Origin of the sequence: Shewanella sp. AC34-MNA-CIBAN-0136 (assembly GCF_040309945.1) — a bacterium.
Classification (GTDB): domain Bacteria; phylum Pseudomonadota; class Gammaproteobacteria; order Enterobacterales; family Shewanellaceae; genus Shewanella.
Genome location: NZ_JBEOPJ010000001.1, coordinates 1 through 26,976, shown reverse-complemented (window position 1 = coordinate 26,976; position 26,976 = coordinate 1). Strand labels below are relative to the sequence as shown.

Here is a 26,976-nt window from a genome sequence, read left to right as displayed (position 1 = left end):
TTGAGCACTTGCTTACCCTGAAATAGCGCTCACTACTATCTTTATAATCAGCTCCGCAATCAACCCCACAATCTCCAAGCTAGCCCTGATGCACGCGATGTTGCTTGTTTGCTGGCTTTTTCAAATATCATACCCGTGCCTAAACAATAAAAATGATTTTTGGCGCGGGTGATGGCTGTGTAAAGCAGTTCTTTACTGAGTAATTGCCATTGGGCGGAGCTGGGTTTATGCGGCAATACAAAGCTGACTTTATCAAACTCACTGCCTTGGCTTTTATGTACTGTCATGGCGTAGCAAGTGTCGTGGCTGGGTAAGCGTGCGGGTAATACTTTAAGCAGGCTGCCATCGGCCATAACAAAATGGGCCATTAAGCGACTTGGCTTAGTGCTGTCTTGCAAGATTAAACCAATGTCGCCATTAAATAAGCCTAAGTTGTAATCGTTACTTTGAATAATGATCGGTCGGCCTAAATAGAACTCATTTTGGGGATTAATCAGTTTGGCGTGTTTAAGGCTGTCGGTGATGGCGATATTCATTCCCTCAACCCCAAACTCTCCAGCTCGCATGGCACACAAGACTCGATATTGGTTAAAGCTGTCGATGATGGTTTGTTCAGAATGCGGTAGTGTTATGGCGCAGTCCTGTCGATCCGCTTGATCGATAATGGCCTGTTGATTTATCCTTTGCTGATTTTCTTGTACCAAACTTAGATACTCACCATAAGCCTGTACCGATAATGCCAATAACGCTTGTTTACCTGTGTTATCTCCCTGGGCATTATGCTGATGTTCAAACCAATTCAATTCGGCATGATCATGTTGCCATACTTGACGAATCGCATGCACATTTGATTGATTAACCGCATTGGCTAATAACCCAATACCTGCATCACCTTTAAAACGATGGCTGTGCATCAACATACACAAACTGTCACCAATTTTAGGCTGTTGATGAATAAACTGACTGACATTTTGTTGGGTTAATTGCTCAATGAGCTTTGCCTGTGCTGCGCTGTAACGCATTGACCATGGCGATGCCTCATGCTGATTAGCTTGTTTTAAGCCAACACAAATATCGGCGAGCACTGCGCCAGCTTCTACTGATGCGAGTTGATCTTGGTCGCCTAACAATATCAAACGACCATGAGACGATAGGGCGCTGAGTAATTTGTACATCATGGGTAAGTCGACCATCGACGCTTCATCGACCACCAGTAAATCTAAGCGCAACGGATTATCCTGATGATGCCTGAATTGGTACGAGTTTGGGATAACCCCCAATAGTCGATGCAATGTTGAAGCTTCTTCAGGTATTTGTTTTAGCGAATCGATTAATACTTTCGCCAATGCAGGGTCGCTCACTTGGGTTAGCTGTTGCAGTAAACGATGTTTAGACGCCTTGATAGACTCACTCAGCCTAGCTGCGGCTTTGCCTGTGGGCGCGACTAAACGGATTGTTAGTGGCGATTGGGTTAACAGTAACAATAATAGTTTAGTTACTGTGGTGGTTTTACCGGTTCCTGGGCCGCCAGTGATCACCGCTAATGCTTTTGCCAACGCTGTTGCCGTGGCTATTTTTTGCCAGTTAAACGGGCTGCTATTACTGTCTTCTGCGGTAAATAAACATTCAATGAGTTGCGGCAGATTACTGTTAGCTAGGTCGATTTCAATCTGTTGATTGGCTAATTGGGTCAACTTAGCCGCCACTTGAGTTTCAAAGAAGTGGTACTTATTTAAATATAAGCGTCCATGTTCAAAAATCATCGGTTTATTGTCACCGGGCTGGCCGACTGCATCAAATAGCGCGATTTGTTCAATCAATTGTTGATGGTTAAGCTCAATCCGACAATTGATTTCAGCGTTGCTGCGGTTGTCTTCTGCCATGGGGTTGGCTAAATCAATTTGCTCGATGACTAAACAACTGTGCTGATTAGACAATTGCTGGCTGAGCATGGCGCAAACAAGCAAGAACAGTTGCGGCTGTTGTTCGCTTATTGCGGGATCGTTATTGATGGTTTCAATACTGGCCAGCTCTAAAGCAAAATGACGATCGAGTGCGGTAATGAGCCGCTGTTCTTGCCAAAGGTGCAATAACTCAGTGATTGGATAGGTGAGTATTAGCATGATGACGTCTCCGGCGCACGATTGTCTGTATTACCTGAAAATAAGCGGTCGAGTTGTTCGATTAATGCTTGCGGTGGTTTGTCATAAAACACCCCCGCGCCAGGATGCTCAGGATGCATGCCGCGTAAAAACAGGTAATAGCAGCCGCCAATATGTTGCTGATAATTGTAGTTTGGTAATCTAAGCGATAAGTAACGATGCAACGCCAAGGTATACAAGATGTATTGTAAATTATAGCGATGAGCATCAATGGCTTTAGCCATGGCTGAGCGAGTGTAGTCGCTATAGTTATTGCCCAAATGGTTAGACTTATAATCGGCAATATAAAATTGGCCCTGGTGCTCAAAGGTTAAATCGATAAAGCCTTTTAACATGCCTTTTAAGGTATCAAAGTCGAGTCCGGCGACATAACCGTGCTGCTGCAAAATATGATTTAATTGCGATGCTTGTAAGGTTGAAATAGGCAAGTAAAACTCCATTTCGACCATTTTTTGCTTCATGCCTAATTGGCTTAATATCAGTGATGTGTCCTCTGACGATGGCTTGATAAACAGCGGCGCGGCCAATATTTGCTGATACCAGTCCATTAGCGGTTGTTGCCATAGGGCTTCGTCAAACCCATATTGTTTCATGGCTTTTGTTAGCGCAGGCGTCAGTTCAGTATCTGCTTGGGTAAAATCAAACAGTTCTAACACTAAATGCATAAAACTACCGGCATTGGCACCGCGCTCGAAGGTAAAGCGATCAAGTACGGGTTCGCTGGTGAGTTCATCTTGTAACTGTAATTGGATTAACTCATCGGTGAAGTCTTCATCGTCGGCACCGGGTGCGACTCTCTCGTGAGGCAGATGTTTCACCAAGCCAGAATAACTGCCCACTCGCCACGCAAGGCTCTGTACTCGAGTGACTTTTTTGGCCGCTAGAATGTCATTATTGTCGTTAATATCGGCGAGCACTGAATCGTCAACATCATTACTTAAACATTCCACACTCATCGCTGGTAAGGTGGCAATGGCATTCACTTTGGCTTGAATAAGAGCAAAGTCGGTTTTCTTGTCGGTAATACCCAACAGATAACCGATACCTGTTTCATGCAATTGACTGCTGATCCCCGCCTTTAATTGGCGGCTTTGGTTGGCAATATACAAATAACACACGTAAACCGGCCGTGTTAACGCCACATACAATAAGCGTAAATCTTCCGCGAGGGTTTCTTGTTTGAGTTGTTCCCAGCCTTCGTCGGTGGCGTCGATATCCCAAATGAGCTGCTCATTTTTATGGTACATCATCGGCGCAGGGCGTTTTTTATTGCCGCGGGCTAAGCTGACAAACGGCACAAAACAGACCGGATATTCTAAGCCCTTACTTTTATGAATAGTGACAATTTGCACCAAGTTCTGTTCGCTTTCTAAGCGCAATTGCTGCTCATCACCGCCATTGTTACCAATCAGTTGTTGTTCGTACCAATTGATAAGGGCGCTGCTACCATCTAGCTCAGTGGCCTTTTGCTGCAGTAATTCGGCTAAATGCCTAAAGTCGGTTAAGCGTCTTTCTCCTGAGGCTTTAAGATCTGCTGCGTTGTCGTCATCAGCATCATTAAAGCTGTTGTCACTATTGCTGCTATAACTGTTGTCATTATTGCTGCTATCACGGTGAGCATTAGCGTTATGTTTATCAACACTATTGATGTCAGCCGTGACAGATTGCGACAGATAACGATGGATCAGTTTAGTTTCGCTGGCAAAGTTAAGCAGCGCAGGCATAACGCCGCGTTGTTGCCACAACTGATGCCAATGAGTGAATTGATCTAATACCTGCTGACGTTGTTCTTCATCTTGGTTAAATTGATGGATCCGCTGGGCATTAAAACCAACAAGCTCAGTGGCCAGCGCGGCGCGGATAGCACGTTCATTTTTAGGCGTGGCTAAGGCATACAATAAAATAGCCATTTCACGGGCTTCAATGGTGTTAAATACACTGTCTCGGCTTAAAAATACCGCACCAATTTTACGTGCTGATAATTCCGCTTTCATCACGGCCGCTTCGTTACGGTCGCGCACCAATATGGCAATGTCTTTGGCAATGAGCGGTTTAGCTTCCTGTTCAAGGCTGGTATTAACTCGGCATAATCCCTGTTGCGCTTCGGTGAGTAAGCGCTTTATTTCACTGGCAGCATCAGCTGCTAGGCGTTGTCTTGCGGTAGTTTTGTTTAAGCCATTTACATCGTCTTCGGCTAATAAGCGGATCCGCAACGCCGCTGGATTGGTTGTGGCTTCACTCAGGTGTTTATTGGCTGCCGATGATGGGGTTTTAACAATATCATAGGGGATAGCTTGGCTAATAAACGGGTCTTGGTGTTGGCTGAAAAGCTGATTAACACCATTGACCAATTGAGTCGATGAGCGGTAATTGGTGTCAAGATTATAATGGGCCTGTGTTTGTTGGCGCGCGGCAATATAAGTGTAAATATCGGCGCCACGGAAAGCATAAATAGCCTGCTTAGGATCGCCAATCATTAATAAACTTAAGCGCCCCTTGTTAGCATCATCATCGTTGTTGTCATTACCAATGTCGTCATTACTTTTACTGTCATCATTTTGGCTGTGCACAGTGGTATCAGCGGCTAAGTCCAGCTGTGATGCTAACGGCTGTTGATACACCTGATTAAAAATGGTGAATTGCAGTGGATCGGTGTCTTGGAACTCATCAATTAATGCGACCGGAAAACGCTTAGCAATAGCATGGGCTAGGGTGATTGGATTTTGGCTGAGCGCCATGGCTAAGCTGAGCAATAGGTCATCGGGTGTCATTAAATTGCGTTGCTGTTTTTGGCCAGCAAAGCGTTGGCGAATTCCCTCACGGGCGCGCACTAAAAATGACGGAATAAGCTGATTAATCAACTCAAGTAAGCGCTCAATATGCTCAAGTAACGGCGCTTCAGCAGCACTGGGGATAACGCCCCCTTTATTGAGTTTAAGCTCTGATAATGCCAATTGCTCCAGCGCTTTTATTGGCGGTAATCCTTGACCGAATTTCACCCAGTTACTAATGCTATCAAACAGTTGGCTAAGTTTAGGGTAGCCGTCGGCGCCTTTACCAAATCGTTGACCGTTTAATGGCAGCGATTGCAATAATTCAAGGGTGCTGTCGTGCAGGCTTTGCCACAATAAGGTAAAGCGGCTGATACTTTGGCTTAGCTGTTGTTGCAGGGTTTCAAAGGCCAGAGGCTGCTTTGACAACACCGCTTGGCTTGCACCTAATAACGGTCGCAGCTTTTGCGCTAACACGTCAGGTTCGGCAAACACATCACTAATGGCTTGGGCTAAAAAGGGCGGTAATGGATAACAGACTTCACGCCAGAAATCGCGCACTGCATGGTGTAAAAACTCACTGTCGTCGAGGGTAAATTCGGACTCAAATAGCAATGACGACTCAAATGCCATGTCTGACAACACGCGTTGGCAAAAGGCGTGAATAGTAAAAATGGCCGCTTCATCTAACGACTTTAACGCTAAGTCTAAGCGTCTTAACGCAATAGGACGTTCATCTTCCGAGATGTCTTGGTAAAGCTGTTCAATAAACTCATCGTTTACGGCTAAACCTAAAAAGCGTTTAAACGCTAAGTTAATCCGTTTACGAATTCGGTCTCTGAGTTCTTCGGTGGCGGCGTTGGTGAAGGTTACCACCAAAATTTGCTCACAACTTAACGGTGCTTTACCACCATGGCCTAACAATAAACGTAAATACAAACCGGAAATAGTATAGGTTTTCCCTGTACCAGCACTGGCTTCAATTAAGCTGGAACCGCTAAAAGGTAAGGTGAGGGCATTAAGCGGTGTCACGGTAATAGCGTCCATTAATGCGCTCCTAGTTTAGCTGCGTTGGCGATGAGTTGCGCTTGAATATCGACCGCGGTGCCACTGACAAAAGTGTCTAATTCTGCCAATTTATCTTTGTGATACTGGCTTAACATGGGTTGCAGCAAATGGATGGCTAATGCACCAAACCTAGCTTCGCTAAAGTCTTCTGGGAAATGGAATAAACGCTGGTTATGTGGGTCGTGCCCTTCGCCGAATTGGTTTTGGCCGTCATCCCATTTTTGCTGGGCTTTAAGTAGCTTTTCTTCATGGTCTCCATCGGTTTCAACATAGGCGAAGGCCGTTTTAGGCATAAAGCACAAGGGTTGAGTTTGCCCCTGAATAAAACCACTGATAAAGCGCAGGAGTTGTGCCTGCGCTTGTTCAGCAGTAATAGGCGCAAAGGCATGAAAATGGCCAATGTCGAGTAAGTAACTGAATTGATTTTTACCTATGCCTGAGGTGAACGAATTTGCCATGGCGTTGATGCATAAATGACGTAAATACACTCGAATAAAATCTCGTCCGTGGGCTGTGCCGGGGCGGTAATTGACTAAGCCTTTAGGCAGAATGTCGTCAATACGGCCGACAAGATTGACTCGCACGGTGGACGAATGGGCTGGATTTGTTTGTGCTGGTAAATCCTGCACAGATAGAGCATGCGCTGGAAAATCCTGCATCGGTAAATCAAAGTTAAGATCCACATTCAGCGTGTGCATGGTTTGTTGGTCTTGTAAAAACTGCACCCGATTAATCAACGGCGATATATCGCGTAAATATTGATTAATTAACAAGTCGTCGAACGGCGCCATGGGCAATTCACCGCTGGTTTTGAGCTTGCTGAGTAATTCGAAATCTGGGCTGTCGAGTTGATGTTCAATGGCATTGTCGAGCATGCGTGATTGCAATAAATAGCGTTCGAGTGCATTTAAGCTAAACGGTTCGTCATTGTCATCGGCTTGAATATCCAGTGATAAATCGACTTTTAAACTGCGGTTGAAAAAGAATTGCGCTGGATTACGATAAAAACGGATTAATGCCGACAATTCGAGTTCGACCACTTTAATGCCTTCACTATTAATATGAGTATGGGCAAACACTTCATCCGCCTGTTCAGCCGACAAAGGTAATGCTTGCTCAAAAAAGTGATTGTTAATGGTCGCATTGGCTGGTGGTGGGCACCATTGGGCATTAAAGCTATGTTGCAGCTTATTCACACTATGCGCAGATAGTGGTGTTTTTCGGAAAAGTTTAGCGTCAAAAGGCTGCAAAGGTTGTGCTTGAATAAGCTGTGCCAGTACGGCTTTATCGGCATCATCAAGGTTGATGTCTGTTTGCTGTTCAAGCTGTAGCTGTAAGGATTGCGGTAGGTAGCTGAGTTGGCAATATTCGACCAATTCAGACACTAGCATTGAGGCAATGCGCTCAGCATTATCGCGCTCACTGTGGCCAATATAACTGATGTAAAGCTGCTCTCTGGCCGACAGTAATGCTTCTAAAAATAGGTAGCGGTCGTCTAATCGGCGCGAGCGATCGCCTTTTTTAGGGCCAAAATGCGCCATTAAATCAAACCCGACAGGATGTTGAACCCGCGGGTAAACGCCGTCATTCATTCCCAGCAAGCACACCACTTTAAAGGGGATTGAGCGCATTGGCATTAAGGTACAAAAATTCACGCTACCAGCAAGGTAACGCTGGCCGACCCGAGATTCAGTTAAGCGCTGATTAAACCACTGCTTTAGGACTTCAATATCGACTTGGCCTTGATGGCCAGCGCTTTCAAGCTCAGTGTCTAGGGTGACTAATGCATCTCGAATGGCTTGGATTTGCTCACGCTCGTCATCTGTGGTGTCGTAGCAATCGGCGAGTAGTTGTTGTAATTGTTCAAGACGCTCTGCGGTGCTGTAGTCATTGGCAAATAAGTTAAAATAAGTGTCGATGGTTTCTAAAAAGTTGAGCAACTTACCTAATGCCTGCGATGATTGACCTTCAATGCCTTGTACCATTAAAGTATCGCGATAAATATCGGCATCGTCGTTAAAAGCGTAGCCTAGGATTAAACGCTTAATACCAAATGCCCATGAGTTTTGCGTAAAAGGCTGCACACCTAGTTGGCTACGAGTTTGCTCACTGCGGCCCCAACGGACATTCGCATCGTCTAGCCAGCGGCGGATTAATGACAATTCGTCATCATCGAGTTGGAAGCGACGCAAAATAGCAGGCACTTCTAAAATACCAATAATATCTGTGAGGCCAAAGCGACTTTGATTGATATTTAACAGGCTTAAAAAGCTATTAATCAGCGGTGACTCTTGCGCTGCGCCCCTGTCGGCAATGGCGTAGGGAATGTAGTAATCGCCTTTTTGCGGATTTTTGTCGGCAAAATACTGACTGTTGGCGGTGCCAAATACCGCATCAATATACGGTGCATACGCCGCGACATCGGGCATCATGATCACGATGTCTTTAGGGCTTAAGTCGCTGTTGCTTGATAACAGCTCTAACAGGTGATCATGTAAGGTTTCAACTTCACGTAGGGCACTGTGACAACTGCGTAAGGTAATTGAGTCATCACTTGGTAATAAGGTGCGGCGGGCATGAATATCTTGATACAAACTGGCGTTTGGCCCTAATGGTTCACCAAGTGTTTCCATTTGTAAGATATCGTATTGCACCCCGTGCAGCAGATTATTCGGCTCGGGCTCAACATAACAGTCATAACCAAAATCGGTGTGTTCTGGCGGCAGAGACAGTAATAAATCCAGCAGTTCGCGGCCCATTTGACCATTATTAGCCAGTATAGGATTACCTACTTCGAGTTTGTCTTCCCAGTCTTGGTCGAGTTGTTTTTTATTGGCATATTGCAGTGCCATGCGGGCGCGGGTTTTCGGCTCAATAATATCGCCCCAATAATGCTGGCAAGGACTGAGAGACAGCATAATGACATCAATGCGACTGGCTAAATGGTACAGCACATCGAGGGTTTGTGGCGGCATGGACGAAATACCAAACACGTATAAGCGAGCGGGCAACATCGATAAATCGGTATCTGGATTGGCCAAGGTTGCAATTAAATCGGCATGTAAATTGGCGCGATGATAATGGCTGGCATGCAAATGATGTTGGTTATAGTCAATTAATGCTCGCCACAGGATAGGTTGCCATTGTTGGTTTTCATCTAATGCTAGGCGGTTGTCGATGCTTGATAACGGCTGGTTTTGCTCCCACGCTAAAATCCACTCAGGGCGGTAAACCAAGTATTGGTCAAAAATATCGGCAATGCGACCACACAATTGAAATAGCTTAATTGCATCATGTGATTGATTGAGCTGCAATATGGCGTGGCTGTTTGCTGTATTAGCATCGGTATCAGTTTCAGTATTCGCGTCTACATCTGTATCAAGCATATCTGCATTAGCAATATCAGAAGTGTTATCAACTTGAGGCGATAAGTACTGTTTGAGCGGGCTAAAGTCTGGGTTATCTAGCAGACTTGGTAATAAGTCCATTAACTTCCAGGTCATTGCCGCTTTGGTAAAAGCGTTATCTTTTGGTACATCGGGCAGCAGGTCGTGGCATAACTGCCAAGTAAAACTAGAGGGTAACGGGAACGATAATGCGGCGGCGATACCATTGTGTTTAGCGATTTCTAAACGCAGCCAAGTCGACATCCCCGGGCTTTGAACTAACACATGCTCACTGGCTAATAAACTGACGTTATCTAAACGAATAGCCAACAGTTTGGCCAGTTGTTCAGATAACACTTCCATCTGATTAGATTGAATTAAAGTAAGCATGGGCGACCCGCTAATTTGAGATTAATTCATTCTATGGACTCTGCCTTAAATCATCAATCAAAACCGTTAATAATCAGGATGATTGCTGATGTTGTGCACAAGTTCAATTGCGCAGCAGTCGTAAACGTAATCGGCGATACAACTGCTTAAAGTGTTGTTGCTGTTGCTGGGTTTGTGATTCCGACAGCGGTTGATATTTAAGTGCTATATAGGCTTCGCTTAGGGCTGTAAAGTCCGCTGCCACTTGAGGGGCAAGGGCGCTTAAATGTGCGTTAACCGCTGTGGCGTAGGCAGACGGTGCTTGACCTTGTTGACGGGCGATGCCTTTTTTCGCTAAGCGTTGGCAAATGAGTTGATAGCGTTTATTAAGCGGATCTTGTTGACGATCAACACTGAATAACCCGGCGTAATAGGCAATAACCAGTGCGATAATGATGAAGCTAAAAATCATTAGTAAGGCGATTTTGGTGCTGCTAACATCACCCAATAATGTTGCTAACACTTGCTGTTTACGTTGCTCGTCAAAACCTAATACCCACACACTCCAGTAGTAATCGACACTGGCAAATTGCTGGCGCAATTCATTTAACCATGGGTATTGTTTCATGTGCAGCGTGCTAAAAGGGCTGTCTTGTAAGTAGCTGCTTTGGCTGTCAAAGGTGGCGTCAAATCCATCTAATACCCGCTGCGGTGCAATCATTGCGGTAGGGTCAAAACGCTGCCAACCTTGGCCTTCAAACCACACTTCGGTCCACGCATGGGCCATGTATTGATAAACACTGTAATAGCCCGCTTTAGCATTATAATCGCCGCCCTGATAACCGGTCACCATACGGGTCGGAATGCCGCTAGCGCGCGCCATAAACACTAGCGCAGAGGCGTAATGAGCACAAAATCCTGCACGGTTTTCAAACAGGAAATCATCAATTTGTTGCTCGCCAACACTAGGCGGGCTCAAGGTGTAGTAATAGGCTTGTTCAGCAAAGTAATTCATCATCGCATTAATACGCGCTTGTGGATCTGGATAATCTTTGGCGAACTGCAAACCGAGTTTTCGGGTTTTTGGATTGCTATTGGCTGGCAACGCAAGGTTTAGCTGTTGGGTATTTGAGTCGAGTTTGAGACCCATGATCGTCTCAGGATATGAGGTCACTCTATAGCTCATTCGCTGATCGACAGGCCTTAACGAATATAAGCGATAATCTGCTAATTCAACCACTTGATCATTGCTGCTAAACGCTTCATCTAAGCCATATAGCCATTTTTGATGACTGGGTTCGCTAATGACCACATAGTCGATTTTTTTACTGCTAGCATTAGCAACGTTATTAGGGGCTTGGCGCATGGGCTTGTTAAAGTATGCTTGTCGCTGAATTTGTTGAATACTGGGGTCTTGACGCCAGGTTTTGCCGTCATAATTTTCCATCACCAGAGTACGCCAATACAAATCCTGATTGGCAGGTCCTAGGGTGCTGCCATCTGGATTATCAAAACCCACTCTAAAGGCTAATTCTGCTGAGCGAGTGAGCTTACTAATGTCACCAAATGACATTTCATCAGACAAACCTGTCTTGGCCGTTTTCATATTAGGCACTAACCATAATGGCCCAAGGCGTGGGAACACCACAAACAGTAATATGGCTAACGGCAGGCTTTGTAATATTATTTTAAGGCTAAAACTGAGGTTAGCGACTTTGTTCGATTTGTCTTGATAAACACTTATTAATACGCCGGTATTGAGCACCGCTACCGCCAATAAGTGCAGGGTATTAAGCATGCTTTGTTGATCAAGCAAGGTCAGGCCGATAAGGAAATAGCCGACTAACACAATGGCTTTAACATCTCTCAGTTCGCGCATTTCAATATATTTTAACGCGTAACCTAAAATTAATAAGTTCACCAACGCATTGAGCAAACCGATTTCACTCGACACTAAGGCGAGGGTGGTTGCGGCGCCAATGGCCAAAGTGGTTACCAATAGTTTAGGCGGAGCGGCTACTTTGCCGAGAAAAATCCCCACGCGCCAAACAAAACAAATGGCACAAATACCAATGCTCCATAAGGTCGCTTGTTGATGCAAAGGGCTGAGGATGGCTACATTGGTGATTAACAACCAAAACAAGGTATTACGGCTAATGATGGCATCAAAGTTATCGGTCATGATGGTTCACCCACGGATGAGGTTGCCACATTACCTGGATTAAAATTGGGATTCATATGTGTGGGTGCATGATAAGTTGCAATGGCGGTATGACAAGCCACTCGATGGGCTTCGCCTGTTTGCTGATTGATAATATGCTCATCCAGAATTAAGCCAAATATTTGCTGAGTTTGGCTTAACTTATCGACTTGCCATGCTAATTTACTGAGCTTGTGTTCAATGTCATTGCCCGATGTGTTGGCCAAGGTTAACCAAACGGGTAATCCTTCTGGCTCAGCAAATTCTTTGGATAACATGCCTTTGCCCTGAGCCCATTTTTTCCACGCCACTTGTTTAAGTGATTCACCGGGAATATAGCTGCGTAAGCCTTTGTAGTCGTCAACACCTGGGCGCAATTTTCCATGTTCATTGTGGTTATCATTATCGCTAATATGGCTTGCCAATTCGATATCACACATTTCTGGTTTAGCGAAAATAACATGATGAATATTTAAGTCGACATAGGACCATGCGCGGCATAATCCTAACGGAAAGTAGGATGAGACTTTGATTCGCCCAGGGTTTAATTTGCCACGTTTAGGCTGTTCAAACGGCACAATCGCAATGGTTTGCTCGTGCATTTGTTTAACCCGAACATGGCGCTGGTAACTAAATTGCAAGCAAATTTGCTGGTGGGTGGTATCGGGATTATTTTGGCGTGTATGGCCGGTTAACATGATGGGAAATGGCATGCTGTCTTCGGCATAACCTTGCGGTGGCGTGACGGCATTAAATGTTAACCCTGCAAGATTTTTATAACTGTAAATTATGCAAGTATGGAACACACTGGCGAGCAATAAGCTTAAGCCAATCACCAAGTTATTTTGATAATTGGTGCCAAACAAATACAGTAAAACGATCAACCCAATCCACACTAATCCAAAACCACTGGGGAGAATAAAAATACCTTTGTGGCTGAGGGTAATTTGCTTTTGCGGTGGCAGGCGTTTACTTATCCACCTTGACCAGCGTTGGGTTAACGATGCTGGAATTAACCGACGTAACCGAGACGGCTTAATAGCGCCATTGGCATAGATTGCTGAAGAGTGCTTGTTTGCTGTCGTCGATTTAGCCATGTGCTTGCGCCGTTAACGTATTGGGTTGACGCTGGCGAGAATAGTGTCAGACAACGCTTGGCCTTGAAATTGACTACTGCTGCGAATGCGGTGTTCGGCAACCGAGGCAAATACTGCTTGAATGTCTTCGGGTACCACGTACTGACGTTGGTTGATAAAAGCCCATGCTTTGGCTGCTTGTAGCAAAGCAATACTGGCTCGAGGCGATAACCCGTTAGCGACATTGTGTTGCCGAGAAAAATCAACCAAGGCAATTAAATAATTCAGTACCGCATCAGATGCAGACACTTGAGCCACTTGTTGTTGCAGTAGCATTAGCTCTTGCGGCGTTAAGCATTGTGATAATGATGCTGGTTTATTGGCTTGAGTGCGTGATTTTAACATGGCTAACTCGGCTTCTGCACTGGGATAACCGATAGAAATACGCATCATAAATCGATCGAGTTGCGATTCTGGTAACGGGAAGGTGCCGGCTTGATCAACGGGGTTTTGGGTGGCAATAACAAAAAACGGTGAACTCAGCGGATGGGTGATGCCATCAATGGTTATTTGTTGTTCAGCCATAGCTTCAAGCAAAGCACTTTGGGTCTTGGGGCTGGCGCGGTTAATTTCATCGGCCAACAACATTTGATTAAATATTGGGCCTTTATGAAAGATAAATTGTTGTTGTTCTTTGCTGTAAATGGACACCCCAAGAATGTCCGCTGGTAGCATGTCGCTGGTAAATTGGATCCGCTGGTAACTCATGCCTAAACTGCTGGCAATACCTTGAGACAAACTGGTTTTGCCCATGCCGGGTAGATCTTCAATCAGTAAATGACCTTTGGCGAGGATACAAGCGACGGCAAGTTTTATCTGCTCAGGTTTACCGAGCAATACTTGGCTTAGTTGGTTAAGTAATGTTTGAATAGTTGATTGCGACACGAAAACTCCAACTGTTAGTAATAAACCGTTGTGGGTTTATTGTAAATGACGGTTTGTAGTGATGGTTTGTCGTTTTATTCTAAAGCCATTTCTCGCTATGATTTCTCGTTATGATTTCTAGTTATGTTTTAGCGCTTCGGTTTCTAACTTTGATATATTGCCACGATTGCTCATTGCCTGATCCATATGGCCTATTGCATTTACCCACAAGTGGACTTCAATAATCAGCCAGTCTGTACCATATTTAAAGCATACGTTATCTTGCTGACGGGTGTGAAACAAAATACACCGCAACAGCGTGGCGGCTATTGCGAACAAAAACGAATAACAACAGCTAACAAAAACTAACTGCTAGCAACTAAAAAGGTAACTAACAATTAATCGTGCTTAATAACGGTAGCTGAGCTCTTTTGAACTAAACATTCCTTCACTTAACGATTTTTGCTGTTGGAATATCATTCGATAACTCAACACCGCTTGAACATATTCGCGAGTTTCAGTGTAAGGAATCGTTTCAATAAAACTCATCACATCTAAGCTGCCATTAGACTGTCTTAACCAACGTCTCACGCTGCCAGGACCAGCATTATACGCTGCTGTTGCCAACACGCGGTTTTGGTCAAACTGTTTAAGTAACTCACTGTAATAGGCGCTGCCTAACATAATGTTCACTTTAGGGTCGTACAGGTCTTTTACGTTATTAAAAGGTATTTTGTTCTTTTTGGCCGTTTGTTTGGCGGTAGCAGGCATTAATTGCATTAAGCCTCTAGCCCCCACACCAGAGGTGGCATACAGATAAAACGCACTTTCTCGACGAGAAATAGCGCGGATTTCGTCAATGTCTACCGAGAACTTTTTACTGGCTTTGAGGAACTCATCTTTAGCTGCCTCAGGAAAACGCAGTACAAGTGAATTCCATAATTTTCCCTGAATACTGGATTCAACACTAAACGCATGCCAGCCATTGCTTAAGGCAAATAGACCATATTGGGCGGTCATTTCACTGTTGTGGCGGCGCATTAAATACAGCCATTCGTTGCGAGCATCGATTTGCTTATCTAAAGCCATTAATTCGACTACGCGCGCCAAACCAGGGTCTTGGTTTAATGTTGCTTGCAACGCTGGATTAGGGGCTAAATTGTCGTCGTTCATCGCCAGAGGTTTGCCTAACGCTTCAGCCGCATTAAAACCGTAAAAATTACGCTCACCACTTAAGGTTGACTGTAATTGGGTTGCGCGGTTTTTGTCATGGCGCGAGGTCATTTTAGCTTGCCAATATTGCCAGCGAGAATCGACCTTACCTTGATCGCTCAATAACGCTAAATACTTTTCTACTGTGCTGAAGTCTTGCTCACGAATAGCCCAACGTAGGCGCATTTCGTATAAATCGTCCGATTTCAGTAATGGCAGCATGGTATCAATATGCGCCACCAGTTTGGCGTCTTGCTTAATCAGCGCTCGGCGGACTAAATAGCGATTGAGCTGGCGCGCTTCAAGGTCGCTGAAGCGGTTGGCTTTTTGATATTTAACGTACAATTTAATCGCTTGATGTAAATCCTTTTGCGCTAGCTTACGTAAGCCGGCATCAACAATATCGCCCACTATGGGTTTAGAGCTGGAAAACTTGTTCATGTGACGTAAAATATTAGGGTCGCGATAAACCGACAATAGTAGTTTGGCTTCATTATCGTGTTGGGTGACTTTTTGCGATAAATAACTCAGCAAACTGGATTGACTAGCATTAAAGCTGAGCAACATCCGCGCCCAAATGAGCTCCTGGGTGCGATAGCCCGCTTTAGTCCATTGGTTTATCACCGCATCGCATTCATTGGGACGTGAATAGCCATGAACCCATAAACGTTCTATGCCTTTGTAAGCCATGGTTTCGTTACCAGCATCAAGTTGAGCCTGGTAGTAATAACACTGTAAGCGCACATCGTTAGGAGTGTCTGGCGCTATCACAAGAAAGTCTTGCCAACGCTGTTTTTTACCGGCATTGAGCAGGTAGCGATAACGCGCATTGTTATAAAGTGGCGTGGTATCAAATTGGTTGATGGCATTGAGCGCTTTGTCGCCAGGAGATTGCACTATGCTGTCGATTTTTGCGTGGTAATCAAGGTAAACCGTTAATGGATAGTCGCCGAGTTGGTTGCGAAGGGCTTGATACTTGTCGAGCTGTTTTTTATCCAGAGCTTGGCGAGCATCAAGATAGCGTTGCTGTTGTGAAGTCAGCGCATTAGCTTGGCTAATAAAGGCCAATGATGTACTAAGTAATAATGCGCCTGTAATTAAAGTGTTCGCCCAAGTTTTACGCATTTAAATGACAATCTCCGCCTCTGTATTTCGTTTGCTATCAGTATGTGTTTGATAAATGATTGCTAATAAGTGTTGCTGTAAATAAATATATTACGGCTTGAGTGACTATTAACCTTGTTGCTTAAATAAAGATTAATCATCACTCATTTTATCGATTAACTATTACTGGCGTGCTTTTCGACTGACTCATCAAGTGCACGGTTGAGCAATTGTTTATCTAACTGCTTACTGGTGTCTACGCCTAATTGCTGCATGTAATGCGCTTGTCTAATGACGTTACCTTTGCCCGAAGACAATTTTGCCATGGCACTTTGATAGCTTTTATCTGCCGTATCTAGGGCGCGCCCGAGTTTTTCCATATCTTCCAAATAGCCGCATAATTTGTCGTAAATACGACTTGCTTGTTTGGCGATATTTTGGGCATTTTGATTTTGGTACTCATAACGCCATATATTATTGATAGTACGCAAAGCCACTAATAAGTTAGTCGGACTCACCAGCATAATATTTTGCTCTAAAGCGAAATTGACTAAGCTTGGGTCGTATTCAATGGCCAGTAAAAATGCCGGCTCAATGGGAATGAACATTAGCACATAGTCCAAGCTTTTAAGGCCATGCAACTTATGATAATCTTTTTGACTAAGGCCTTTAATATGCTGCCTAATTGATAATGCATGTTCTTTTATGGCTTGGTCGCGAATAACTTTGTCTTCGCTATTAAAGTAACGTTCATAGCTAACTAACGACATTTTGGCATCGATTACTACGTCTTTTTGCTCGGGTAAATGCACAATCACATCGGGCTTAAAACGCTTGCCGTTATCGTCTTTTAAATCTTGTTGGGTTTGGTACTCATGACCTTCGCGTAAACCACTTTCTTGTAGTACGCGCTCTAAAATAACTTCGCCCCAATTACCTTGCTGCTTGTTGTCACCTTTAAGTGCTTTGGTGAGGTTAATGGCGTCTTGGCTCATTTTTAAGTTGAGATCGCGCAAATTATCTAATTGATGTTTCAATGCGCTACGTTCAGATTGCTCATGAGTATACGACTCTTGAATTTGACGTCTGAAACCTTCTAATTGTTGTTTCAGTGGCCCGAGAACACCGTCAATTTGCGAGACATTTTGTTGTTTAAAGCTTTCACTGCGTTCTTCAAAAATCCGATTAGCCAGGTTTTCAAATTGCAGTTTAAGGCGTTCTTCAGCAGACTCGAGAAGCACGATTTTATCTTGTAATGACTTTTGCTCAGTTTCTGCTTTGACCAAAATCGTTTGTTGCACCGCGTTTGACTTGGCTAAGTTGAGCTGCGATTCCATTAAACGATGTTGGGTGTCGACCATTTGTTGCTCGACGAGGTTAACCCTGTCTGCTTTGGTTTCTGCGCTGGAAAGTTGGCCAATCAAATCTTCTATCTTGCTTTGCAGATGATTGCTGTGATCGATTTTATCATCGAGATTATCTTGTAATCTCGACATTTCTATTTGAACTTCGTTGAGCTGTTGAAGTGTTTGTTGTTCATGTTGAAGTTTAAGCTGCTCCCATCGTTTACGAGTTAATCGTTGATTGATTAGGGCGCCAATTAAAAAGGCAACAAACGCGACAGCAATCACAGCTGCAATTTGAGGAGGAGTTAACGACACTGCAAAAGGCATAACAAAAACCGATAGAAAATAATGGTTAAGGGTCGCACGGCTAATAAGCAGCTGCAAGGGGTAAACTAAGGATTTAATGAAATATTGTTGTTAATGATTAAATTTAAATCTACTCGCAATATTGGTGCGTACAGACAACTATGATGACATGCTCAGTGTGCTATTTTGCGAATAGATAAAGGTTAGCGGTTTTTTAGTTGTTTTTAACCATCAGCTGAAATAAAAATAGCTTTTTACCTGTCTATTGAGAGACGTAAGGCAGATTATAGTGACACTTGGCTGTCGACAAATATTTTAACGAGGTGATTTATGACCGGTAAAAAACGTTTTACTCAAGGCATACAAAAACGTGCTTCTTGGCATATTCCTGATAACCAAGTTACGCCTGAGTCGGTATTTAATGATCGTCGTAACATTATTAAAGCCTTAGGGTTAGGTGCATTAGGAGCGAGTTTACCTGGTCAGGTTCAAGCCGGTATCTTTGATTTGTTTGGCGAGCAAAAAGCACAAAATCCTTTTGTCACTCAAGGATTGCAATACGCCACACCTGCCAAATTTGTGTTACCTAATCCTAACACCCCAGAAGACAAGGTGACTCGTCACAATAATTTCTATGAGTTTGGTACCAACAAATCGGACCCAGTTGATAATGCCCAAGGGTTTAAGGTTGATCCATGGACGCTAACCATCGATGGTTTAGTCGATAAACCGATTACCCTAGATTTACATGAGCTGACAACCCGTTTTGCCCTAGAAGAACGCACTTATCGCTTACGCTGTGTTGAAGCTTGGTCGATGGTGGTTCCATGGGTCGGTTTTTCGTTAGCTAGCTTACTTAAACAAGCCGGCGTGCAAAGTAATGCGACTCACATTGCTTTTGAAACCCTGTTTGACCCGGACCAAATGCCTGGACAAAAGAGTCGCTTAATGGGTGGTGGGATCCATTACCCGTATGTTGAGGGTTTAACGGTTGCCGAGGCAATGAATGATTTATCGTTTTTAGCCGTAGGCTTATATGGTAAAACCTTGCCGCCACAAAATGGTGCCCCAATCCGCTTAGTCGTGCCTTGGAAATATGGCTTTAAAAGTATTAAGTCTATTGTGCGTATTCGGGTGATGGATAAACAGCCTCCGACAAGCTGGAACCAATTGGCCTCGAGTGAGTATGGTTTTTACGCCAATGTAAACCCAGAAGTTGACCATCCTCGCTGGTCGCAAGCATCTGAGCGCAGTATTGGTGAAGGCGGCTTATTTTCTGCTAAACGTATTCCTACGCAAATGTTCAATGGTTATGGCGATTCAGTGGCCGATTTATACAAAAATATCGATTTGAGGAAGTTTTACTAATGCGGATAAGCCCTCGAGGTCTGTTTTGGTTAAAGGTGTTGTTGCATATTAGCTTTTTATTGCCAGCCTTTTATCTCGTGGCGCTAGTGTTAACAGACAATGCGGGCGGCGATCCGGTGCAGTATATTATTCACTATACCGGCATGGGCGCGATCAATAGCCTGTTAGTGACGTTGCTTATTTCGCCCATCGCCAAGCGTTTTAAAATAGCAGCACTGATACAAACTCGTCGATTAGTGGGCTTGTATGTGTGCGCCTATGCGTTGCTGCACATCAGCGCATTTATTAGCTTAGATTTGTTGTTTGCGTGGGGATTATTGTTTGAAGAGGTCATAAAGCGGCCTTATATTTTAGTTGGCGCGGCGACCTTGATTATCATTTTATTACTGGCGATAACCTCTCCGAACCGGATTAAACGCAGTATGGGTAAGCGCTGGCAATCATTGCACAATTGGATTTATCTGGCTGCAATATTGGCACCTATCCACTTTTATTGGTCGGTAAAGTCTGAAATTATTGAACCTAGCATTTATATTGCGCTATTTGCGGTGCTATTGTTTTACCGCAAAGACAGTATTTATAAATGGTTGAAGTCGAAAAAATAACCCAAATTATGGCTAACGCCTCAATCTTTGATTGAGGCCGTTGGTTGAAAATGCCGCAAACACGGTAAATATCATCACTGATATCATGATAATGGCCAATCTTAACCAAGGCTGTTCGAGTGCAATGCGCATATCGATGAAATTGAACGTGGTTACCGCCCACACAAATACCACGCTGATCAGTAACCCCAGTTTGAGTAATGTGCGCACAAATGAGTGTCTAATGAACATCAGCAATGGTAAACAGATGGCGATAATAGCCATTATATGCTGATCGAATCGTAAGAAATGTGCGCCCAATAGTAGGTAAGCCAAGCTAATAATGGTTACTCGCCACCACATACTAATTCTCCTCAATAACGTGCGATAACAAATGTCATCAGTAACGTAGTCAATAACATCATTGCCAGTATTACTAGCGTATTAATTGACCTTGACTGACGCAGCATAACGTTAAATGGGGGCAGAATCTTGAGTGTGGTTCACATATTACTTAATTACATCTGCTTAGAATATTAACGACTATCAAACCGATCTTTGTTCCGCTAACGGCATTGCGCCTTGTTAGCAAAACAAATGACCTTTATTTTGCAGCTTCTAAAGCGGCAATTTTAGCCCAAACCTGTTCTGATTCAGCCGTGAGTAATGAATAGGTTTTAATATCGCCTTTACGCTGGGCTTGCATGGCTTGTTCGAGTATTAAATCATAGCTTTTACGTAATTTTTTGACTGGGTCTGGCTTTAAAAATGAAAACATTATGTAACCCTTAGTGATGATTATTTGCATATGGTACGAGTGCTGTGGGATTTCAGCCCAATATCATTCACGCTCTTTTCCACTATGTTCCTCGTTATGCACATCGTATTACTGAGGATACAGCGAGTTATTGCTCAAAGGATACTGTGGTTGCCCTTATGGATATTGATTCATTTTCACTATAAAAACAAATCATTACCGTGCTGGCAATGAACGGCATCGAAAGATTAGTGCTGTTAAATTATCGTTAGAATTACTAACTCTGAGGTTAAAATAGAAATCGTTTCAGTGATAAATTATTATTAATTATCAATGCGATAGGTTCTCTATCACTCACACTTACAAAAACCTATTGCCGATAGGTTTTTAGTTTGACATACTATTGCGTACCTTGTTAAGAGAACTTTGTAATGCAATTAGGCGATCTAGAAAAGTTAGTACTTCAATTCCTTTGGTCTGAAAAAGAAGCCGATGCGAAGCGTGTTCATATTGCAGTTGGGATGAGTCGTGGTAACTCGTTAAACACGATTCAAACTACATTAGATCGATTATTTAAGAAGAGTCTGTTAAGCCGAACTAAGCAGGGGCATGCACATTTGTATACCGCTATAGTCGATCGTGAATCGCTCATCGCCACGTTAATTACAGATGTTACAGCCGATTTTATCGAAGATGGCGAGCATAGTCTTATTGCTGCTTTTGCTTCCTCGTCAGCCAATCTCGATGATGCTCAATTTGAAGCGTTGGAAAAACTTATCGAACAGCAACGCCAGTTACGTAGCAGGAAAATATAAGATGCTAGAGGGTAACGAGGCTATTTTGTTGAATTTAATGAGTGTAGCAATAACGGCTTTCGTTATCGTGACGATATTAATATCTGCCATTATCCCGTTGATTAAAAATAACCTCAATTCATTTGGTTTTATTGCTCGAAAGCGAACGTTATGGCTATTAGCAACCGCGCCTTGGTGGATAGCTTTATGTTGCGTTGTCATATTTTTTCCACGTCAAGATACTAATAATGTAATCGCTTTGATGGAAAAAATTGCTCATTGGCACCATATTGATGTGTTCAAGTTTACAAGCTGGCATGGCTTAACGTTGGTTGTTGCAGCCCTCATATTGGCTGTGATGGTTAACCTTGCGTTTGTTCAAATTCGTCGACACTCAATCGCGATGCACAACCTTTTTAAATTTTCAGATGTGCAACCTATAAGTTGTGATAATAATCAGACTATTTTTTCTATTGCATCAAGCATTCCAGCAGCTTTTACAATTGGCTTGCTCAAGCCTAGGGTTTATCTTACCACTGGATTACTTCAACAACTTGAACCATTGGCTCTGGATATCATTATCCAACATGAATTAGCACATGTACGTGCAAGAGATCCTCTATTTAAAAGTATTTACTCTTTTTTCTGTCTGCTTTATCCAAAGCCAATTCGGCGCATTTTACAACAGTATTTTACTTTGCTCACAGAACAACAAGCAGACTCCGTCGTAACGGGTTATCACGATAACCTTGATGTGGCACAAACATTAATTTCAGTCGCCAAGAAACAACGTCAGTTTCCTCATCGTTGTGAGGGGAGTCTGGTTAGTCATTTTAGTCATGATCAAATTACTTTGCGGGTACAAAAGCTTCTATCACCACAGAGCCAAATATCCGAACTTACTCTGGTATTTACGGGATTGTGTTTTCTAACTGCAATGCTGTTTACGGTATTAATGGTAGATGGTCTCCATCATCTAATTGAGACTTATTTCATCCATTAAATCAGACTATGAATCAATTAATTCGTTAGAACCGTAAAAGTAAAAACCGATGACCAACTGATTTATTTGTTTTGCTTACCACATTCCATTATATCGAATGTTACACACCCATAAGGAAGCTATTTTGACTGAAACAGACACTTTGGAGCCATCCAATGCTAAGTAAATTATCAAGCTATTGCGTGTTCGCAATCCTCATTGGTTGTGCTTTTATCAGTATCGAAGTATTTGCCCATGGGGTTGATGACAACACTCGAGCTTTTTTAGAACAAAATAGTGGCGTGCAGTTTGTACCTTTTCTCTACATTGGTGCTAAGCACATGATTACCGGCTATGACCACTTATTATTTCTGGTTGGTGTTATCTTTTTCTTATATAGAAGCCGGGATGTTTTCTTATATGTCACGATGTTCACTATTGGCCATAGCACTACCTTACTACTTGGTGTTTTAGGTGATATTCAAGTTAATGCCTACCTCGTTGATGCGATTATTGGTTTATCTGTCGTGTACAAAGGATTTGATAACTTAGGCGGCTTTAAGCGTTGCTTTAATTGGCAGCCTAATACCCAATGGGCAGTATTAATTTTCGGATTGTTTCATGGTTTAGGTTTAGCGACTAAGTTGCAGGAGTTCAATTTACCAAAAGAAGGCCTTTTTACCAATTTAGTGGCCTTTAATATTGGGGTAGAACTGGGTCAATTTGCTGCGCTAGTGGTTATTTTGATTGTCATTAATGTATGGCGAAAATGGCCTTCATTTCAGCGTTTTTCTACGCTTACAAACACACTACTAATGAGCGCGGGTGTCATGTTGATTGTGTATCAACTGACTGGCTACGTAATTAACAAATAAAAAGAGATAAATATGCAACATACAGTCAGCAGCAGTACGTTAATTAAAGCCGCTCTATCGGCGATTGTCGTAGCAGGCATTGTTTTAGTTACGCTAATTTTACCCGCCGAATACAACATCGATCCGACTGGGATTGGACAAAAAATAGGTGTCACAGTATTAGCGCAAGCGGCAGAACCAGAAGTGCAACAAAGCGCTCCTGCCGAAGGCTCTAATGAGTTTCAAACGATAGAAGTGATGGTACCTGCAGGGCGTGGAATAGAATATAAATTCGACATGCAACAATTTGAAAAAATGACCTATGAATGGATAACAGATGGGACGGCTTTATTTGTTGACCTCCATGGTGAGCCAAAGGGAGATACCTCAGGATATTACGAAAGTTATGTCATCGCGACGTCGGCTGATATGAAAGGTAGTTTTACGGCACCTTTTGCTGGTTCCCACGGATGGTATTGGAAAAATAAGTCTAATCAACCGGTAGCAGTACAGTTATTGGTAAAAGGACAATACAAAGTCATCGGTTTAAAATAATCGGTTGAAAATGATCGGTTTAAAATGATCGATTTAAAATAATAAGGGGAAATTTATGAGAATATTACTTTTTACCATGGTGCTTTTGAGCAGCTTAATAAGCAGTTATTCGCTGGCACATTCAAGCCATGGCCATATGAATGATAATGCTGTCATCAGTGTTGTCATCAAGTCTGCAAAACAAATGACATTTAAGGACTTCGGCTATGCGGTTGGTCAGCTTCCTGTATCATGGAAAAATATTACCGTTGCAGATGTAACGGTCTTTAGCGTTACAGGAGGCGTTTATATTGTGAGTGCCACTAATACAGAAGATAAAAAGACGTTATATTTTCAAATTGCTGACGATGGTGAAGTCATGGCTGTATCTGAAAGTAACACTTTTAAATAATTGATAAATAGTTTTGGACACAAACTTAATGTGTCCAAAACTAACGTTGATTCAAAAACAAAACAAGCACTAGCTAAATTATTTCTCACGCCCAATATACTGATATAAAAACGATTTACTTGTTCTCTTATTCGCACTTCATTTGACGTTGTAACATCATATTCTACAATCTGAAGATTAGAATTCTCGGTTCATTTTTTCAAAACTCTTGGTCAGAACATCTATCGAATTTTGATCTAAATGACGAGTAATATCTTCTGTCAGTTGTATATGCATGCGATTGTGGTGCTTATGGAGCGCAATGCCTTCGCTTGTTAATCCAACTAATATTGAACGTCTATCGTCTTCATGTGGAGAGCGAGTAATGAGTCCAAAATTTACCAGCTTCTCTACCTGAACCGTTAAGGTGCCAGTGGTAATTGCAAGCCTATCTGCTAGCTCTTTCATTCTCATGGAACCGTGAGAGCCTAACACCTCAATGGTGTGCACTTGTGCCAGTGAATAACCGGTATCTTTAACGACAGACTGCTCCCAAGAAGACAGTTTGTCGTAAAACTCTATGATTAAATTATTCAAAGAATGCATAAAGGGCCTCAGCAGTAATTCACTTCGATAGTTAAGTGGCTTAGCTTATCAAACTTATTCAATAAGTGTTTAAATGATTCAACGTTGGTATCTGTGGATGTGCAGATTGCGATAGAGGCAGAATAGTGGTCGGCACTAATTCTCCAAATATGAATATCGGTGACCTTGGTTTGTTCATCATTAATGGTGTTAACAATGTCTAATTGGTAATCTTCGTCGATATTTTCATCTAATAGAATAGGACTCGTTTGCTTCATTAAACCTAAAGCCCATTTAGTAATTACCACCGCACCAACGACTCCCATGATGGGATCTAACCAATACCATCCAAGGAATTTCCCTACCAAAAGTGCACAAATTGCTAACACTGATGTTAATGCGTCAGCGAGTACGTGGAAGTAAGCTGCCTTCAGATTGTGGTCGTTACCATTATGGTGCTCGTGGCTATGATGCTCGTGGTCATGATGCTCGTGGCTATGATGCTCGATACTATGGTGTTCGTGGTCATCATGTTCATGGCTATGAAGTTTGTGGTCATCATGCTCGTGGCTATGATGCTCGATACTATGGTGTTTGTGGTCATCATGTTCATGGCTATGAAGTTTGTGGTCATCATGCTTATGACTATGACTATGACTATGACTATGACTATGATGTTTATGGTCACCGTGGTCATGGCCGTGATGTTCATGACCCAATATAAACATACTGGCGATGTTGACGACTAGACCTACGATAGCCACAAGAATAGATTGGTTAAATTGGATCTCAATAGGTGACCATAAACGGTGTAGAGATTCGACCAGCATAATGATAGCGACAATGGCTAATGCGATTGCACTTGTATATCCACCAAGAACGCCGACTTTCCCTACGCCAAAAGAGAATTTGTCACTATTAGCATGCTTTTTTGCATAACTATAAGTGAATAGCGTAATACAAAAAGCGGCGGCATGAGTCCCCATATGCCAGCCATCAGCGAGCAAGGCCATAGAACCATATATCGTACCCGCTATCACTTCGACGGCCATGGTGATGACTGTGATAATAAGCACATACCAGGTGCGTTTGACATTTTGCTCGTTAACGGAGGTGAAATTGTGTTGGTGAATATATTTTTCGGCAATTTTATTCATAAGAAAGTAGTTTGATTATCAAGTAATTCTCGATGTTATATTGTTTGATAGTCAAAGTAAATGAGTTAGTTATCAATTTTAAGCATTCAAAAAGCTGATTTGAGAGTCTTGTTTCGGATTATCTTTTTGATTAAGAATAGCATTGCAGTTTTTTCAGGGGAGGGAGTAAGATTGCAAGAGATAAAGCTAGAAATGTTTTACTGTGAAACGTTAGCATTACGAGGATTTGTTGAAAAGTTATGGTTATAAACACAAGAATACTTTCTTTGGCATTTATATTGTCTATGATTTGCTCTTGCTCTACGACTCCACCAATTGTTGTTCATAACGAATACGGTGAGATGTCAGCTGACAACGAACTGTTTCGAAAAGAAGCGAGTGATTGTGCGTTAGAAGCTAGGCAAGGTGTTAGTAGTGCAACATTAAATGAAAACTCAGAAGAGCTTGAAGTCGCTTTTGCTAGTATTCAACTTTTATCTTTTTTTAGCGCAAACGCTTCATGTATAAAATCAAAAGGTTGGCGTATTAAAGAGTAATATTAATACGATACTATGGCGTCAATAGTTAATTTAAGATTTTGGCGCTTCCCATAAAACACCATCTCTTAGCATCGAATTTAAGCTAATAACCATCTTTCTGATGTAGGCAACAATAGCCACTTTGTTTGGTTTTTCTGCAACAACTAATCGTTGATAAGTCCCTTTGGAAACGAGGTTAGATTGTATCGCTGACATCATGTCATCGATTTGTTTATTTGTGTAACCCTGTTCGACCATCAGCTTGGCATATTCTAATTTTTGCAGAGGGCTGACAGTGACTTTCATTTTTCTAATCATGATAAATACCTTTAAGATTTTGCTTATTTTAAGCTATAAATCTCTACAGTTTCATTAGACCATTACATACATACATACAGACGGCTGTTAATCATAACTGCATCACACCTGCGACCGTGCAAACAAGTAGCCGACACCGCGCACAGTAATAACACGACGAGGCTGTTTAGGGTCGGTTTCAATCTCGGCGCGTAACCTAGATATATGCAC

21 protein-coding genes and 1 pseudogene are annotated in these 26,976 nt (G+C 42.8%); 8 read left to right on the top strand and 14 right to left on the bottom strand.

Features of this window, described 5'->3' with window-relative positions; genetic code table 11:
- Positions 1 to 59: 59 nt before the first annotated feature.
- From recD to rmuC, 8 genes are all read right to left on the bottom strand, one after another.
- Entirely contained in the window at positions 60 to 2,123 is a 2,064-nt protein-coding gene (gene recD, locus AAEY94_RS00115; RefSeq protein WP_350976369.1) for an exodeoxyribonuclease V subunit alpha, read from the bottom strand.
- Complete coding sequence (locus AAEY94_RS00110; protein WP_350976367.1) at positions 2,117 to 5,980, bottom strand: UvrD-helicase domain-containing protein; 3,864 nt, start codon at positions 5,978 to 5,980, stop codon at positions 2,117 to 2,119. Before AAEY94_RS00110 ends, recD begins: the two co-directional genes overlap by 7 nt.
- Positions 5,980 to 9,777, bottom strand: a complete 3,798-nt coding sequence (gene recC / locus AAEY94_RS00105) for an exodeoxyribonuclease V subunit gamma (RefSeq protein WP_350976364.1) — start codon at positions 9,775 to 9,777, stop codon at positions 5,980 to 5,982. The genes AAEY94_RS00110 and recC overlap by 1 nt, the downstream gene beginning before the upstream one ends.
- 103 nt (positions 9,778 to 9,880) lie before the next feature.
- Positions 9,881 to 11,938 carry a transglutaminase TgpA family protein gene (locus AAEY94_RS00100; protein ID WP_350976362.1) on the bottom strand — a complete coding sequence of 686 codons (2,058 nt, stop codon included), beginning with the start codon at positions 11,936 to 11,938 and terminating at the stop codon, positions 9,881 to 9,883.
- Positions 11,935 to 13,053: a DUF58 domain-containing protein gene (locus AAEY94_RS00095; protein WP_350976359.1), complete on the bottom strand. Its 1,119-nt coding sequence runs from the start codon at positions 13,051 to 13,053 to the stop codon at positions 11,935 to 11,937. The genes AAEY94_RS00100 and AAEY94_RS00095 overlap by 4 nt, the downstream gene beginning before the upstream one ends.
- Before the next feature lie 12 nt (positions 13,054 to 13,065).
- Complete coding sequence (locus AAEY94_RS00090) at positions 13,066 to 13,977, bottom strand: AAA family ATPase (protein ID WP_101087966.1); 912 nt, start codon at positions 13,975 to 13,977, stop codon at positions 13,066 to 13,068.
- A gap of 387 nt (positions 13,978 to 14,364) precedes the next feature.
- Positions 14,365 to 16,293: a transglycosylase SLT domain-containing protein gene (locus tag AAEY94_RS00085; protein ID WP_350976357.1), complete on the bottom strand. Its 1,929-nt coding sequence runs from the start codon at positions 16,291 to 16,293 to the stop codon at positions 14,365 to 14,367.
- Positions 16,294 to 16,448: 155 nt separating this feature from the next.
- Positions 16,449 to 17,945, bottom strand: coding sequence for a DNA recombination protein RmuC (gene rmuC / locus AAEY94_RS00080; RefSeq protein WP_101087970.1), 1,497 nt, complete (start codon positions 17,943 to 17,945; stop codon positions 16,449 to 16,451).
- Positions 17,946 to 18,254: 309 nt separating this feature from the next.
- On the opposite strand from rmuC, the gene msrP reads away from it, so the two are divergent.
- Positions 18,255 to 19,292: a protein-methionine-sulfoxide reductase catalytic subunit MsrP gene (msrP, locus tag AAEY94_RS00075; protein WP_192115972.1), complete on the top strand. Its 1,038-nt coding sequence runs from the start codon at positions 18,255 to 18,257 to the stop codon at positions 19,290 to 19,292.
- Positions 19,292 to 19,897 (top strand): protein-methionine-sulfoxide reductase heme-binding subunit MsrQ, encoded by a 606-nt coding sequence (gene msrQ, locus AAEY94_RS00070; protein WP_350976353.1) that lies wholly within the window; start codon positions 19,292 to 19,294, stop codon positions 19,895 to 19,897. The genes msrP and msrQ overlap by 1 nt, the downstream gene beginning before the upstream one ends.
- A 12-nt stretch (positions 19,898 to 19,909) precedes the next feature.
- On the opposite strand, the gene AAEY94_RS00065 is transcribed toward msrQ, so the two are convergent.
- Both AAEY94_RS00065 and AAEY94_RS00060 read right to left on the bottom strand, forming a co-directional pair.
- The gene (locus AAEY94_RS00065) at positions 19,910 to 20,239 is read right to left on the bottom strand and encodes a hypothetical protein (protein WP_102037716.1); all 330 of its coding nucleotides are present in this window, start codon (positions 20,237 to 20,239) and stop codon (positions 19,910 to 19,912) included.
- 241 nt (positions 20,240 to 20,480) lie between these two features.
- Positions 20,481 to 20,654 carry a DUF6435 family protein gene (locus AAEY94_RS00060; RefSeq protein ID WP_157822828.1) on the bottom strand — a complete coding sequence of 58 codons (174 nt, stop codon included), beginning with the start codon at positions 20,652 to 20,654 and terminating at the stop codon, positions 20,481 to 20,483.
- Between the two features lie 410 nt (positions 20,655 to 21,064).
- Here AAEY94_RS00060 and AAEY94_RS00055 point away from each other — a divergent pair, with 410 nt between their 5' ends.
- From AAEY94_RS00055 to AAEY94_RS00035, 5 genes are all read left to right on the top strand, one after another.
- Positions 21,065 to 21,448 carry a BlaI/MecI/CopY family transcriptional regulator gene (locus tag AAEY94_RS00055; protein ID WP_101087978.1) on the top strand — a complete coding sequence of 128 codons (384 nt, stop codon included), beginning with the start codon at positions 21,065 to 21,067 and terminating at the stop codon, positions 21,446 to 21,448.
- 1 nt (position 21,449) lies between these two features.
- Positions 21,450 to 22,430, top strand: coding sequence for a M56 family metallopeptidase (locus AAEY94_RS00050; RefSeq protein WP_350976347.1), 981 nt, complete (start codon positions 21,450 to 21,452; stop codon positions 22,428 to 22,430).
- A 155-nt stretch (positions 22,431 to 22,585) separates the two neighbouring features.
- The gene (locus AAEY94_RS00045; RefSeq protein ID WP_011637973.1) at positions 22,586 to 23,284 is read left to right on the top strand and encodes a HupE/UreJ family protein; all 699 of its coding nucleotides are present in this window, start codon (positions 22,586 to 22,588) and stop codon (positions 23,282 to 23,284) included.
- Positions 23,285 to 23,296: 12 nt separating this feature from the next.
- The gene (locus AAEY94_RS00040) at positions 23,297 to 23,818 is read left to right on the top strand and encodes a hypothetical protein (protein WP_011637972.1); all 522 of its coding nucleotides are present in this window, start codon (positions 23,297 to 23,299) and stop codon (positions 23,816 to 23,818) included.
- Positions 23,819 to 23,873: 55 nt separating this feature from the next.
- Positions 23,874 to 24,209, top strand: a complete 336-nt coding sequence (locus AAEY94_RS00035; RefSeq protein ID WP_350976343.1) for a DUF6488 family protein — start codon at positions 23,874 to 23,876, stop codon at positions 24,207 to 24,209.
- Between the two features lie 177 nt (positions 24,210 to 24,386).
- Here AAEY94_RS00035 and AAEY94_RS00030 read toward each other — a convergent pair whose 3' ends face one another.
- Positions 24,387 to 24,794, bottom strand: a complete 408-nt coding sequence (locus AAEY94_RS00030; RefSeq protein WP_011637970.1) for a MarR family winged helix-turn-helix transcriptional regulator — start codon at positions 24,792 to 24,794, stop codon at positions 24,387 to 24,389.
- An 8-nt stretch (positions 24,795 to 24,802) separates the two neighbouring features.
- Positions 24,803 to 25,930 (bottom strand): CDF family Co(II)/Ni(II) efflux transporter DmeF, encoded by a 1,128-nt coding sequence (dmeF, locus tag AAEY94_RS00025; protein WP_350976340.1) that lies wholly within the window; start codon positions 25,928 to 25,930, stop codon positions 24,803 to 24,805.
- Between the two features lie 239 nt (positions 25,931 to 26,169).
- Here dmeF and AAEY94_RS00020 point away from each other — a divergent pair, with 239 nt between their 5' ends.
- On the top strand, positions 26,170 to 26,466 hold the full coding sequence (locus AAEY94_RS00020) for a hypothetical protein (RefSeq protein WP_157822829.1): 297 nt from the start codon (positions 26,170 to 26,172) through the stop codon (positions 26,464 to 26,466).
- Between the two features lie 33 nt (positions 26,467 to 26,499).
- On the opposite strand, the pseudogene AAEY94_RS00015 reads toward AAEY94_RS00020, so the two are convergent.
- Positions 26,500 to 26,667: pseudogene (locus AAEY94_RS00015) on the bottom strand (IS110 family transposase); the annotation flags it as partial.
- A gap of 201 nt (positions 26,668 to 26,868) precedes the next feature.
- Positions 26,869 to 26,976 (bottom strand): winged helix-turn-helix domain-containing protein, encoded by a 108-nt coding sequence (locus tag AAEY94_RS00005; RefSeq protein WP_502959371.1) that lies wholly within the window; start codon positions 26,974 to 26,976, stop codon positions 26,869 to 26,871.